We start from the raw sequence: 12,873 nt of genomic DNA on the forward strand, positions 1-12,873 counted from the left end.
TCGCCGCTGATGCGAGCGATGAGGCTGTTCGCCAGGCCGTCCGGACTGGTCTCGTCGGCACCGGGGCCGTTTCGCCGATGCTGGACCGCGAGGACTTCGTCGCTGGTCGCAATGGTGCCGACCGGAAGTTTATGGACGCGTTTGGCGACACGGGTCAGCTGTTCGCCGACGTCGTCTGCGGTGGCATCGGCACCGAACGCCTGAACGGTGAGCCGTCGGGTTGCCGGATCGGCGATGATCAGAAAGCCGTGAACGGCACCGAAAGCGGCCGCGATCTCACCGATTACCCCGGCCCATCGGTCCGGATTGGCGCCCGCGTCATAGATTCCGGAGATCAAGTGCGAGAACCGCTGGAGGGCGATCTGCACGTTCAGCCCTCCCACTCTCGGACTGGGGGCCACTGCGGGTGATCATCTGCGATGCATTGCATAGGCATTTACCAGCCGGTCGGAATGCAACCTTCCGTCAAACGTAAGATCGTTTTCGCAGTCGTCGTCGGTACAAACCGTCTACGTGGTCACCGGCACTGGCAGATGGATCTCCTGAGCCGCCGCTCACGTGCCCATCGTGAGGAAACGTAGCTCGTATCAGACCAATTCGGACGACTGGTTTCAAGTGCGACTCGCCGGTCGATGGGTCTGTGGCCGTGTGTCGGCCGGCGTCGGACAGACCACTCGGTGTAAAGCTCGGTGACTCGGTCGAAAGACGCCACGTGGTGCAGGTCACCGGCTTCGGATCCGGGCACCCCGATTTGGGGTGGACCAGGACGATTGCCTACACTGGTCCGGTTGCTTGGCACCTGTGTGTCCGCAGGCGTCTGTCTGCGGCGTGTTCCGGGCGCAAGCGAATCATCCGGTCGGGCGTTCCCGGCTGGACCGCCCCGAATTGTCGTAGGCCCACGACCGCCGATCTCAGACGGTGCTGAATGGGAACCGCGGCAGGAAGGTACCGGTCAAACAACATGACCATGACTGATCCCATCGCAGACTTCTTGACCCGTCTGCGCAACGCCAACTCGGCGTACCACGATCAGGTGAAGGCGCCGCACTCGAAGCTCAAGGTGAACATCGCCGAGATCCTCAAGCGCGAGGGCTACATCGCCGACTTCCGCGTCGAAGATGCGCCCGTCGGCAAGAACCTGATCGTCGACCTGAAGTACGGCCCGAGCCGTGAGCGTTCCCTGCAGGGTGTGCGCCGCGTGTCGAAGCCGGGCCTCCGGGTCTACGCGAAGTCCACCAACCTGCCCAAGGTGCTCGGCGGCCTGGGCGTGGCGATCATCTCCACGTCCTCGGGTCTGCTCACTGACCGTCAGGCCAAGCAGCAGGGCGTGGGCGGCGAAGTCCTCGCCTACGTCTGGTAAGGGAGGTAGGAACAATGTCGCGTATCGGTAAGAAGCCGATCCCGGTTCCCGCCGGCGTCGAGGTGACCATCGACGGCCAGAACATCACGGTGAAGGGTTCCAAGGGCACCCTCTCGCACGTGATCGCCGAGCCGATCACCGTTGCCAAGGCCGAGTCCGGTGAGCTGGAGGTGGTTCGTCCCAACGACGAGCGCCAGAACCGCTCCCTGCATGGTCTGACCCGCACCCTGATCAGCAACATGATCGTGGGTGTGACGCAGGGCTACGAGAAGAAGATGGAAATCTTCGGCGTCGGTTACCGCGTGCAGGCCAAGGGCTCGAACCTCGAGTTCGCCCTGGGCTACAGCCACCCGGTTCCGGTCGACGCGCCCGAGGGCATCACCTTCGCGGTGGAGTCCCCGACCAAGTTCTCGGTGTCCGGCATCGACAAGCAGAAGGTCGGCCAGATCGCCGCGGTGATCCACGGCCTGCGTAAGCCCGATCCGTACAAGGGCAAGGGCATCCGCTACGCCGGCGAGGTCGTTCGCCGCAAGGTCGGAAAGACGGGTAAGTAAGCCATGGCACAAACCGAAAAGCAGAAGGCCGCTCGCAAGCCGATCGGCAAGGACGCCTCGACCGCGCGCCGCCTGTCCAAGACGCGCCGTCACTTCCGTCTGCGCAAGAAGGTCGTCGGCACCACCGCGCGTCCGCGCCTGGTGGTCAACCGCTCCGCGCGCCACATCCACGCCCAGCTGATCGACGACTCCGCCGGCAAGACCATTGCCGCCGCGTCGACCATCGAGGCCGATGTGCGTGCTCTCGAGGGTGACAAGTCCGCCAAGGGCGCCAAGGTCGGCGAGCTGATCGCCGCCCGCGCCAAGGCTGCCGGTGTCGAGGCGGTCGTGTTCGACCGTGGTGGTCACGACTACCACGGCCGTATCGCGGCTCTCGCTGACGCCGCCCGTGAAGGTGGGCTGAAGTTCTGATGATCAACACTGCGAACGGAAGGAACGTCTGATGCCGGGACGTCAGCGGCGCGACGGCGGAAACGGTCCCGCCGGACAGAATGGTGGCAGCGACAACCGCGATCAGCGCGGTGGCGGTCGCGACCGCCGCGGCGGTAGCGACCGTCGCGACAATGCCGCCGAGAAGAACCAGCTCGAGCGCGTCGTCGCGATCAACCGCGTCTCCAAGGTCGTGAAGGGTGGTCGTCGCTTCAGCTTCACCGCCCTCGTGATCGTCGGTGACGGCAATGGTCTCGTCGGCGTCGGCTACGGCAAGGCCAAGGAAGTTCCCGCGGCCATCCAGAAGGGTGTCGAAGAGGCTCGCAAGAACTTCTTCCGCGTTCCGATGATCGGCTCCACCGTCACCCACCCGGTTCAGGGTGAGGCGGCCGCCGGTGTCGTCATGCTGCGTCCGGCTTCGCCCGGTACCGGTGTGATCGCCGGTGGCGCGTGCCGTGCCGTGCTGGAATGCGCGGGCATCCATGATGTTCTGGCCAAGTCGCTCGGTAGCGACAACGCCATCAACGTCGTGCACGCCACCGTTGCGGCTCTCAAGATGCTGCAGCGTCCCGAAGAGGTCGCCGCTCGCCGCGGTCTGCCGATCGAGGACGTGGCCCCGGCCGGCATGCTGCGTGCGCGCGCGGGACAGGGAGTCTGATATGGCACAGCTGAAAGTGACCCAGGTCAAGTCCAGCATCGGCGCCAAGGCGAATCAGCGGGACTCGCTGCGCACCCTCGGGCTGCGCGGCATCCGCAAGGTCGTGGTGCGTGAGGACAACGCGCAGAACCGCGGCCTGATCAACGTCGTGCGCCACCTCGTTCAGGTTGAGGAGGTCTAAGCATGACCATCAAGTTGCACCACCTGCGTCCTGCCCCCGGTGCCAAGACCGAGAAGACCCGTGTGGGTCGCGGTGAAGGCTCGAAGGGCAAGACCGCGGGCCGCGGTACCAAGGGTACGAAGGCTCGCAAGAATGTCCCGGTCCGCTTCGAGGGCGGTCAGATGCCGATTCACATGCGTCTGCCCAAGCTCAAGGGCTTCACCAACCCGTTCCGCACCGAGTACCAGGTCGTGAACGTCGGTGACATCGCCCGCGTGTTCCCCGAGGGCGGCACCATCGGCAAGGCCGAGCTGGTCGCCAACGGCCTCGTTCGCAAGAACGAGCTCGTGAAGGTGCTCGGCGAGGGCGAAATCGCTGTGGCCGTTCAGGTCTCGGCCGACAAGTTCTCCGGCTCCGCCAAGGAGAAGATCACTGCGGCGGGTGGCACTGCCACCGAGCTGGCCTGACGGTAACCTGAAATAGCAATGGCACCGGGCGAGTCGCGAGCTCGCCCGGTGCCGCTGTTAGAGTTCAAGTGTTGTCTGCCAACACCGTCATGGTTCTCGGCGTTTTTCGGCTAAACCAGCCCATCGCTGAATCCGTGGCCTGACCCATGTCGTTAGCCAGGAGGATCTGTGCTTTCCGCCTTCGTGTCGGCTTTCCGGACCCCGGACTTACGGCGGAAGATTCTCTTCACGCTGGGACTGATCGCGCTCTACCGGCTCGGTGCGTCGCTGCCCTCGCCGGGCGTCAGTTACAAGAACGTTCAAGAATGCATCAACCTGGTCAACGGCGGCAATGACGCCGGTATCTACCAGCTGATCAACCTCTTCTCCGGCGGCGCGTTGCTGCAGCTGTCCGTGTTCGCGATCGGCATCATGCCGTACATCACGGCGAGCATCATCATCCAGCTGCTGACGGTCGTCATCCCGCGGTTCGAGGAACTGCGCAAAGAAGGCCAGTCGGGTCAGAACAAGATGACCCAGTACACGCGGTATCTGTCGATCGCGCTGGCCGTGCTGCAGTCGACCGGTCTGGTCGCGCTCGCCTCCCGCGGTCAGCTGCTGCGTGGCTGCCAGAAGGACATTCTGGACGACACCTCGATCTTCGGCATGATCATCATCGTGCTGGTCATGACCGCGGGTGCGGCCCTGGTCATGTGGTTCGGCGAGCAGATCACCGAGCGCGGCATCGGTAACGGCATGTCGCTGTTGATCTTTGCGGGTATCGCGGCGCGAGTTCCGTCGCAGGGCAAGCAGATCTACGACAGCCGTGGCCTGCTCACCACGATCCTGGTCGGTTTCGCCGCATTCGTGGTCATCGTGGGCGTCATCTTCGTCGAGCAGGGCCAGCGCCGGATTCCGGTGCAGTACGCCAAGCGCGTGGTCGGCCGGAAGATGTACGGCGGGTCCTCGACCTATCTGCCTTTGAAGGTGAACCAGGCCGGTGTCATCCCGGTCATCTTCGCTTCCTCGCTGCTGTATCTGCCGAACCTGTTGGCGCAGTTGACCCAGAAGAGTTCCGGTAACCCTGCCAAGTGGCAGGAGCTGATCCAGAAGTACCTGGTCAACCCGAGTAACCCGGTCTATGTGGCGATCTACTTCGCCCTGATCGTGTTCTTCACCTACTTCTATGTCGCGATCACCTTCAATCCGGAGGAGCGCGCGGACGAGATGAAGAAGTTCGGCGGCTTCATTCCCGGCTACCGCCCGGGCAGGCCGACCGCCGATTACCTGAACTTCGTCCTGAGCCGGATCACCCTGCCCGGCTCGCTCTACCTCGGCGCTGTCGCGGTGCTACCGAACCTGCTGCTGGGCATCGGCTCCGGAGGCGGCGGCGTGTCCAGCCTGCCGTTCGGTGGTACCTCCGTGCTGATCATTGTGAGCGTCGGCCTCGATACCGTGAAACAGATCGAGAGCCAGTTGATGAACCGAAACTACGAAGGGTTCCTGAAGTGAGACTCGTACTGCTCGGACCGCCCGGTGCCGGTAAAGGCACCCAGGCCGAACTGTTGTCGGAAAAGCTCGGTGTTCCGCACATCTCCACCGGGAACCTCTTCCGCACGAATATCGCGGAGCAGACTCCGCTGGGCCGCGAGGCGCAGCAGTACCTGGACGCCGGCAACCTGGTCCCGTCGGACGTGACCAACCGCATGGTCGAGGCGCGCATCGCCGAGCCGGACGCTGTCAACGGCTTCATCCTGGACGGCTACCCGCGCACGGTGGACCAGGCCGAGGCGCTGGAGAAGATGCTCAAGGAGGCCGGCAAGGAGCTCGACGCCGTCATCTCCTTCGTGGTCGACGAGGACGTGGTGGTCGAGCGCATGCTGGCCCGCGGCCGCGGCGACGACACCGAAGAGGTCATCCGCAACCGCATGCGCGTGTACCGCGAGGAGACCGAGCCGCTGCTGGAGCACTACGACGGCCAGGTCGTCTCGGTCGAGGGTGTCGGCGACGTCGCCGAGGTCAACGATCGGGCGCTGAAGGCCCTGGGCCGCTGAATGGTCTTCGGACGCAAGAGCAAGCGGGTGGTGCCCTTCCGCACCGCCGGTGAACTGGACGCCATGGCGGCGGCCGGCGCTATCGTTGGCCGCGCGCTGGTGGCGGTGCGCGCCGCCGCCGCGCCCGGCGTCTCCACCTGGGAGCTGGACGAGGTGGCCGAGCAGGTCATCCGTGAGGCCGGTGCGATCCCGTCCTTCAAGGGCTATCACGGTTTCCCGGGTTCCATCTGCTCGTCGGTGAACGACCGGGTGGTGCACGGCATCCCGTCCAAGGATGAGGTCCTCGCCGAGGGCGACCTGGTATCCATCGACTGCGGCGCCATCCTCGAGGGCTGGCACGGTGATTCGGCGTGGACGTTCGGCGTCGGCACCATCATCGAGGCGGACCGTCTGCTCAGCGAGGCGACCCGGCTGTCCATGGAGGCCGGCATCGCCGCCATGCTCCCGGGCAACCGGCTCTCGGACGTCTCGCACGCTATCGAGCAGGGCACCTACGCCGCCGAGAAGCTGCACGACCGCAAGTACGGCATCGTCTCCGGTTACGGCGGCCACGCCATCGGCCGTGAAATGCACATGGACCCGTTCCTGCCCAACGAGGGCGCACCCGGCAAGGGCCCCGAACTCCGTGTCGGCTCCGTCCTCGCCATCGAGCCCATGCTCACCCTCGGCACCACGGAAACCCATGAGCTGGACGACAACTGGACCGTCGTCACCGACGACGGCACCCGAGCCGCCCACTGGGAGCACACGGTCGCGGTCACCGAAAACGGCCCGCGCATCCTGACCCTGCGCCCGGAGTAGGCTCCGCACAACACTTTCCGCGCCCGCTTCAGCCCCAGGCTGAGGCGGGCGCGGTCGTTCCGGCCCATGCGAGTTGGTGATACCGGGTATGCGGGATTCTCGCTGTTCGCATACCCGCACCGCTCGTAGCGTCGACCGTATGAGCAACACCGACAACCGAGAACTCCTCCGGGCCGTCTTCGAGCAGCTGGCGCTGGGCAACGGTCGTGCCCTGACCGACGCGATGGCCGACGATTGCCGCTGGACCTTTCCCGGATCGTGGTCGTGGTCGGGCACCTGGGGTCCGAAAACCGCTGTGGTGCACGGTCTTCTGCGTCCCCTCATGGGCCAGTTCGCCGCCGCCTACCGCATGGAGGCGGATCTGATCCTGGCCGACGGCGACCGAGTGGTGGTCCACCCGCGGCTACGCCACCACCCTCGCCGGCGAGCCCTACCACCAGACCTACTGCCTGCTGTTCACCATGTCGGACGGCCTGATCACCGAGGTGGTGGAGCACTGCGACACGGCCCTGGTGGAGCGGGTCCTGAAGCTGCTCACGCCCACGTCCTGATGCGTCGGGCGTGGCGGTGGGGGCCCGGGGCGGATTCTGGTTCGATGGAGTGATGGCCGACAGGGTTGTTCTCATCACCGGGACCTCCAGCGGGATCGGGCTGGCGGTCGCCGCCGCGGCGGTGCGGGCGGGGTACCGGACCGTGGCGACACTGCGCAATCTGGACAAGGCCGCGCGGGTCCGGGGCACCGGGGCCGACGTGCGTCGCCTGGATGTCACCGATCCCGCCTCCATCGCCGAGTGCCTGGCGGGCGTGGTCGCCGACTACGGCCGGCTGGACGCTCTGGTCAACAATGCGGGCGTCTCGGTGCTGGGCACCCTGGAGCACCTGCCGATGGCGGATATCCGCCGGGCCATGGAGGTCAACTACTTCGGAGTGGTCGAGGCGACCAAGGCCGCCATGCCGCACCTGCGCGCGTCGAAGGGTCGCGTGGTGACGGTGACCAGCGTCGGCGGCGCGGTCGGGCAGCCCTTCAACGAGGCATACTGCGCGGCGAAATTCGCGGTCGAGGGGTTCATGCAGAGCCTGGAGCCGGTGGCCGCCACGGTCGGCGTCGGGGTGAGTGTCATCGAACCCGGCGCGGTGACAACGGAATTCGTCAACAACGCGCGAATCGACATCCCCGCCGCCATCGACGCCGCCGGTCCCTACGCCCCCGCGCTCGAGGCCTACATCAACCGTACCCGCGGCGCCTACCGCACTGCCCAAACCGCCGACCAGGTCGCCGAGGTGGTCCTGTCCGCGCTCACCGCCTACCCGATCGTCTTCCGCTGGCAGACTTCGGACTTCGCCCGAGCCTTCGTCGCCGACAGCCTCTCGGACCTCGACGGTTCCATCGTCGCGGGCCTGACCTCGAAGTGGGTCCGCTGACAGCGGGGTTCAGAACAGTCGAATATGCCTGACCCCCACCAGTATCCGCCGTAGCTCGGTGCGGAGTCTGCCGTCGGTGTTCGGGATCAGGGTAAGGCCGCAGGCGGCGGCGATGTGGTCGGCGACCGCACGCAGCGAGAGTTCGTCGGTGTGGATGTGTTCGGCGAATTCCGGTCGAGCCAGGGCATTCAGGCAATGATCCACCCGGTCGATGGCGAAGCTCTCGTGCCGCAGCCCGCCCAGCGCCCGTTCCCGCAGTCGCCGCACCACCGTCTCCGGACGCGCCATGAGCGCGAAATGCCTGACGTCGTGACCCTTTTCGCGCAGCCGCCCGACTGTTTCCGCGAAATAGACCGGCTCGACCACGGTCATCGGCGCGATCACCGGCCCGCCGTGTTTGCTCAACACCAGATCGAGTGTCTCGAAGACGCCCTGCCGCCAGGCCGGTAGATCCTGGAAGTCGGGTCGGAACTCCTTGGGGATAACCCGATGCAGCCCGAACCCGACCTCCTCGGGATCGCAGACCAGGCTCCCGGGCAACCGCCGATGCAACTCGAACGCGGTGTGCGTCTTCCCTCCGCCGAAGGGGCCATTGATCCACAGCAGCATGCCCGCCACCTTAGCCGCGGGCGTTGTTGTCCCTGGTCAGCTTTCGAGCAGGATGGTGACGGGGCCGTCGTTGACGAGCTCCACATGCATATGCGCCCCGAACCGTCCGGTGGCGACCGTCGCCCCGAGTGCGCGCAGGGTGGCGGCGAACGTGTCCACCAGCGGTTCCGCGACCGGCCCGGGAGCGGCGGCGTTCCACGAGGGGCGACGGCCCTTGGCGGTATCCGCGTAGAGAGTGAACTGGCTGATCACCAGAATGGGTGCCGACAGGTCGGCGGCGGAGCGCTCGCCGTCCAGAATCCGCAATCGAAACAGCTTGTCGGCCAGCGCTTTCGCGGTGCCCTCGGTGTCGGTGTGGGTGACACCGACCAAGGCCACCAGCCCGTGCGGCGCGCCGTGCGCGGCCGGATCGATCCGTCCGACCACCTCGCCGTCGACGGTCACCTGAGCCGATGTCACACGCTGCACCAGTACTCGCATGACAGTCGATCTTCCCAGATGGCCGAGCCGCGCTCGCTTGGCTACCCTGGGGCGGCCGTGCATGCCCCGAATTTCCTTGTGCGCCACCGGGAGTTCACAGCAGTAGGCTGTGCTGGCATCTTCAGCTGGCAACGGGCGGAGCGACAGTAGTTAGCGATGGCACCTGATAACAAAGACAAGTACAAGGACAAGGACCAGACGGCCTGGCCGACGCTGAAAGACCAGGCGAATTCCGGTCATCTGGAATTCGAGCCGGGCGCGGCCGAGCAGGGCGCGCAGGCCGCGGCGACCCTGGTCGGCGATCTGCTGTACTACCAACAGATCATCGACGGTCATCTCACCGATATCGGCCCGATCGGCGATCAGGAGTCGGGCCGGACGCTGGCCACCTATCTCGGTGCGATCGGCACGCACATGTCGGATGCGCTCACCACGCATATCGCCATCCTGCGGGACATGATCGACACGTTCAATCAGGCCGGGCGCAACTACGTCGACACCGACCACATGTCGGCGGACAACCTGCGCTACCTGCACACCTCGGCGCCGGACAAAGCCACCGACCTGAAAATCGACATCCCGAACAAGAAGTCGCCCAATAGTTACGACGATTCGGCCGACGACGGCTATCCGGACAGCCTGAAGAACTACAAGGGCGGCAAGGAGTCCTACTCCGTACGTCCGGAGCCCAAGGACACCAGGAGCTGGGAGCAGCTGTACAACCTCGGGCAGGATATGAAGCCCGATCCGTACAACAACGCCTACGAGCTCTACAAGCTGCTGAAGACCAAGGTCGACAGCAGCCTCACCGACTTCGACAACAAGGTCCAGGCGCTGCAGAGCAAGTGGCGCAGCGATGGCGCGAGCGCCGCGCAGGCCGCGGTGACGAGCTACTGCAACAGCATTCAGCCGCTGCTCGACACCATGGACAACGCGTCCCAGCTCATGCGCTACACCAACCGCTGGATGATCCAGACCGCGGCGTCCATGCCGTACGAGGGTCCGCATCAGCCGTGGAGCTGTGACAAGCAGGGTGAGCTGGACCGTTACCGCGGCTATTACCAGGACCATTACGTCGATGGCATGAACCACACCGTGCAGTCGACGCCTTCGGTTCCCGTTCCGGCGCCGGTCGAGAAGCCCAAGCCGAACCCCGATCCGAACCCGAACCCCAATCCGAATCCGAACCCCAATCCGAATCCGAACCCCAATCCGAATCCGAACCCCAATCCGAATCCGAACCCGAACGCCAATCCCAACCCGAATGCCGGTGGCGGCACCCCGAATTCCGGTGGTGGGACTCCGAACGCGGGTGGCGGCACTCCGAACGCCGGTGGTGGTACACCGGCCCCCAACCCCAAGGTGCCTCCGCTGAAGGACGCCAAGGATCCGAACCCCAAGGGCTCCAACCCGAACGGAACCAATCCGAACGGTGCGAACCCGAACGGCTCGAATCCCAACGGTTCCAACCCCAACGGTTCCAACCCCAACGGCACGAACCCCAACGGTTCCAACCCGAGCTTCCCGAATCAGACTCAGCCGCAGAACACCTCGAACGGCACCGGCTCCGGCGGCTCGGACATGTCGCAGCTGACCAGCCTGTTGAGCACGCTGGTCAGCGGTGCCAGCACCGGCATCTCGACGCTGGCCCAGCAGCTGCCGACCATCCTGCAGGCGCTGGATTCGATGCACTCCACGGATCTGTCGACCTTGGCCACCGCGCTGGGCGTGCCCGAGGACAAGCTGACGACCGCCTTCAGCGCCATCGAGCAGGACCCGTCGAAGGTGACGCAGCTGTCGCAACTGCTGGGCCTGTCGAACGCACCGCAGACGCCGACGGCCGGACTGCCAGGGGACACCACACCGCTGGGCGCGTTGGCGACGCCGAACTCGGGCCTGGCGAACGCGATTCCCGCGGCCGCCGTGACCAATCCGCCCTTGGCCGGTCTGACCAACCTGTTCGGCGGAGCCTCGACCCCCGGTCCGGAGCCGCTGGTGGGTGTCGTGGCCGCGCCGTCGGACGCGGCCGCACCGATCGCGACCGGGATCCCGAGCGCCGCGGCCGAACCCGAGGCCGAGCACGTCGACTTCATCCGGGGTCTCGGGCAGACCATCGAGGGTGTCGTCGAAGGGAACCCGGTGGTCGAGGCATGACCTGGGAATTCACCGACCTCGAGTTCAAGGTCCTGTGCAATCTGTACCGGCAGGGCGCGATTCCGTCGCCGCTGGTGTACACGAGCCGGACCATGGATCCCGACGTCTACGACCGCGAGCTGTTGGCGGCCCAGGAGGATCTCGACCTGCGACTCGATTCGTACTTCCGCGCGGTGTTCGAAGCCGTCTGCAACCCGGAGGTTTTCGTGGGTGTGCACGGCTGGCACGACGCGGATATCGACAATCCGGCAAAGCATCTGGTGGTGCACGGGGCGCGGCGCGGCCGCCGCGCCTGCGTGCTGATCCAGAAGCCCGGTGAGACGACGATGCACAGCGGCGGCGTCACGATGCTCGAGTGCGAACCGGAGGAACTGTCGGCCCTGCTGGTCGCGCAGCTCCCCGAGGCCGAGCCCGGCCAGTCGACCGCGATCCCGATCGCCACCGAGCCCGCGCCGCCGGATCCCTATGAGGCGCCGCGTGCTTCGGCCTTCGACACCTTCGAGGAGTCGGTCGACACCCGCAGTCTGCGTTTCTTCTCGACCCCGGCCGATCAGACCGGGGCCATGCAGATTCTGCAGGGCCGTTCCAAATACGGTCCCCGAGGCGTCGCGGTCTCCACCCTGGTGTGGCGGGATCTACCCGGCGACGGCCGCTACCTGATCGATCTCGATCCGGAGGTGAAGTCCGCTGTCGGCGTGGACAATCGCCGGTTCATCGAGCACCTCGACGGTGTCATCGCACAGATTCTGATGCACATGGAAGCCCGTGGGGAACAGCAGGAATTCGTCTGATCGAGGCCGGGGGACACGGCGCTGGCGTCGCCGTGTCCCCCGGATCACCACTCTCCGTTCAACTTCCGGCAACTGAGCGGTTGCCAGGAGCTGAAAGGGTCCTTGTCATGAGTGGTCGGTTGGAGTCATACCGGGACTTGTTGATGAGGGCGTCGGAGAAGACCGGTGAGGTCCGCGATGGCATCAATGGTGTGGTGAACACCTTCACCGCTCAGGCCGACGCGCTCGGCACGCCGTGGGGCAACGACTCGCTCGGCAGTCAGTTCGCGAATGGCGATCAGGGCTATCTGGCCAGCAAGAAGAACATACTCGAGGGTGCGTCCAACATGGCCGGTACGTTCGCGAATTTCTCCAAGTCGCAGAAGGATTCGGCCGACGAGCTGGAGCGCACCGAAGAGGCCAACCGCGAGGGCTTCCAGCAGGCCGCGCAATGAGCAACGAGCGTCGGAAGGCGGAGCTGGCGGAGATCCTGGACGGCTTCGGCGAGCAGATGCGCCTCATCACCCGACTGCAGCGCGAGCGGGCGGCGTTGACCGCGTCGGTGACGGTGCGCAAGCGAGTGACGGTCACCGTGAACGCCGACGGCACCGTGATCGATACCAAATTCTCCTCCGGCATAGAGGATCTCGACTATTCGGAGATCGCCCGGGCGGTCACCGAGGCCGCGCAGCAGGCCGCCGCCGAGGTGGCCCGCCGCGGCCGCGACATCATGGCCCCGGTATCCCAGAACCGCAAGCGGCTGCCCACCCTCGCCGACCTGGTGCCCGGCATGCCCGACCTGAGCAAGGAACTCGCCATTCCGGAGCCGCCGGTGGTCTCCACCGCGCCGCCGAAATCGCCGGAGCGCCTGGATGGTTACCGGGATCTGGACGCGAATACCGATGCGGCGCAGCCGCGGCGGGGCGGGGCCACCGATTCCGGATGGTGATACGACCGCGCTGGGCGAGGTAGCCGA

17 protein-coding genes are annotated in these 12,873 nt (G+C 65.8%); 15 read left to right on the forward strand and 2 right to left on the reverse strand.

Translation table 11 applies throughout. The features are described 5' to 3' along the window. Nucleotides 1-77 precede the first annotated feature (77 nt). The 11 genes from ACFXKA_RS02455 to ACFXKA_RS02505 all read left to right on the forward strand — a co-directional run bounded on the left by ACFXKA_RS02455 (nucleotide 78) and on the right by ACFXKA_RS02505 (nucleotide 7,884). On the forward strand, nucleotides 78-410 hold the full coding sequence (locus tag ACFXKA_RS02455) for a hypothetical protein (protein WP_379425524.1): 333 nt from the start codon (nucleotides 78-80) through the stop codon (nucleotides 408-410). A 551-nt stretch (nucleotides 411-961) separates the two neighbouring features. Then, nucleotides 962-1,360 (forward strand): 30S ribosomal protein S8, encoded by a 399-nt coding sequence (gene rpsH / locus ACFXKA_RS02460; protein ID WP_213558035.1) that lies wholly within the window; start codon nucleotides 962-964, stop codon nucleotides 1,358-1,360. A 14-nt stretch (nucleotides 1,361-1,374) separates the two neighbouring features. Then, nucleotides 1,375-1,914, forward strand: coding sequence for a 50S ribosomal protein L6 (rplF, locus tag ACFXKA_RS02465; RefSeq protein WP_354830514.1), 540 nt, complete (start codon nucleotides 1,375-1,377; stop codon nucleotides 1,912-1,914). 3 nt (nucleotides 1,915-1,917) lie between these two features. Beyond that, nucleotides 1,918-2,325, forward strand: a complete 408-nt coding sequence (gene rplR / locus ACFXKA_RS02470) for a 50S ribosomal protein L18 (RefSeq protein WP_354830513.1) — start codon at nucleotides 1,918-1,920, stop codon at nucleotides 2,323-2,325. Nucleotides 2,326-2,356: 31 nt separating this feature from the next. Then, nucleotides 2,357-3,001 carry a 30S ribosomal protein S5 gene (gene rpsE / locus ACFXKA_RS02475; protein WP_354830511.1) on the forward strand — a complete coding sequence of 215 codons (645 nt, stop codon included), beginning with the start codon at nucleotides 2,357-2,359 and terminating at the stop codon, nucleotides 2,999-3,001. Nucleotide 3,002: 1 nt separating this feature from the next. After that, on the forward strand, nucleotides 3,003-3,182 hold the full coding sequence (rpmD, locus tag ACFXKA_RS02480; RefSeq protein ID WP_040855284.1) for a 50S ribosomal protein L30: 180 nt from the start codon (nucleotides 3,003-3,005) through the stop codon (nucleotides 3,180-3,182). A 2-nt stretch (nucleotides 3,183-3,184) separates the two neighbouring features. Continuing rightward, on the forward strand, nucleotides 3,185-3,628 hold the full coding sequence (gene rplO / locus ACFXKA_RS02485; RefSeq protein WP_354830509.1) for a 50S ribosomal protein L15: 444 nt from the start codon (nucleotides 3,185-3,187) through the stop codon (nucleotides 3,626-3,628). A 168-nt stretch (nucleotides 3,629-3,796) separates the two neighbouring features. Beyond that, complete coding sequence (gene secY / locus ACFXKA_RS02490) at nucleotides 3,797-5,119, forward strand: preprotein translocase subunit SecY (protein WP_354830507.1); 1,323 nt, start codon at nucleotides 3,797-3,799, stop codon at nucleotides 5,117-5,119. Then, on the forward strand, nucleotides 5,116-5,661 hold the full coding sequence (locus tag ACFXKA_RS02495; protein ID WP_354830506.1) for an adenylate kinase: 546 nt from the start codon (nucleotides 5,116-5,118) through the stop codon (nucleotides 5,659-5,661). Before secY ends, ACFXKA_RS02495 begins: the two co-directional genes overlap by 4 nt. Beyond that, nucleotides 5,662-6,462: a type I methionyl aminopeptidase gene (gene map, locus ACFXKA_RS02500; RefSeq protein WP_354830504.1), complete on the forward strand. Its 801-nt coding sequence runs from the start codon at nucleotides 5,662-5,664 to the stop codon at nucleotides 6,460-6,462. 603 nt (nucleotides 6,463-7,065) lie between these two features. Continuing rightward, entirely contained in the window at nucleotides 7,066-7,884 is an 819-nt protein-coding gene (locus tag ACFXKA_RS02505; RefSeq protein ID WP_379425526.1) for an SDR family NAD(P)-dependent oxidoreductase, read from the forward strand. A gap of 9 nt (nucleotides 7,885-7,893) precedes the next feature. On the opposite strand, the gene ACFXKA_RS02510 is transcribed toward ACFXKA_RS02505, so the two are convergent. Beyond that, a complete protein-coding gene (locus ACFXKA_RS02510) occupies nucleotides 7,894-8,493 on the reverse strand; it encodes an AAA family ATPase (protein WP_379425528.1) in 600 nt (199 codons plus the stop codon). Between the two features lie 36 nt (nucleotides 8,494-8,529). Continuing rightward, complete coding sequence (dtd, locus tag ACFXKA_RS02515; protein ID WP_379425530.1) at nucleotides 8,530-8,973, reverse strand: D-aminoacyl-tRNA deacylase; 444 nt, start codon at nucleotides 8,971-8,973, stop codon at nucleotides 8,530-8,532. A 156-nt stretch (nucleotides 8,974-9,129) separates the two neighbouring features. Here dtd and ACFXKA_RS02520 point away from each other — a divergent pair, with 156 nt between their 5' ends. The 4 genes from ACFXKA_RS02520 (at nucleotide 9,130) to ACFXKA_RS02535 (ending at nucleotide 12,846) form a co-directional block, all read left to right on the forward strand. Next, complete coding sequence (locus tag ACFXKA_RS02520) at nucleotides 9,130-11,127, forward strand: hypothetical protein (RefSeq protein WP_379425532.1); 1,998 nt, start codon at nucleotides 9,130-9,132, stop codon at nucleotides 11,125-11,127. Beyond that, on the forward strand, nucleotides 11,124-11,918 hold the full coding sequence (locus ACFXKA_RS02525; RefSeq protein WP_379425534.1) for an ESX secretion-associated protein EspG: 795 nt from the start codon (nucleotides 11,124-11,126) through the stop codon (nucleotides 11,916-11,918). The genes ACFXKA_RS02520 and ACFXKA_RS02525 overlap by 4 nt, the downstream gene beginning before the upstream one ends. A 143-nt stretch (nucleotides 11,919-12,061) precedes the next feature. Then, nucleotides 12,062-12,352, forward strand: coding sequence for a hypothetical protein (locus ACFXKA_RS02530; protein WP_379425535.1), 291 nt, complete (start codon nucleotides 12,062-12,064; stop codon nucleotides 12,350-12,352). Beyond that, nucleotides 12,349-12,846: a YbaB/EbfC family nucleoid-associated protein gene (locus ACFXKA_RS02535; RefSeq protein ID WP_354830490.1), complete on the forward strand. Its 498-nt coding sequence runs from the start codon at nucleotides 12,349-12,351 to the stop codon at nucleotides 12,844-12,846. The genes ACFXKA_RS02530 and ACFXKA_RS02535 overlap by 4 nt, the downstream gene beginning before the upstream one ends. Nucleotides 12,847-12,873 lie beyond the last annotated feature (27 nt).

It is taken from the genome of Nocardia sp. NPDC059228, from assembly GCF_042754245.1.
In the GTDB taxonomy this organism is placed as follows: domain Bacteria; phylum Actinomycetota; class Actinomycetes; order Mycobacteriales; family Mycobacteriaceae; genus Nocardia.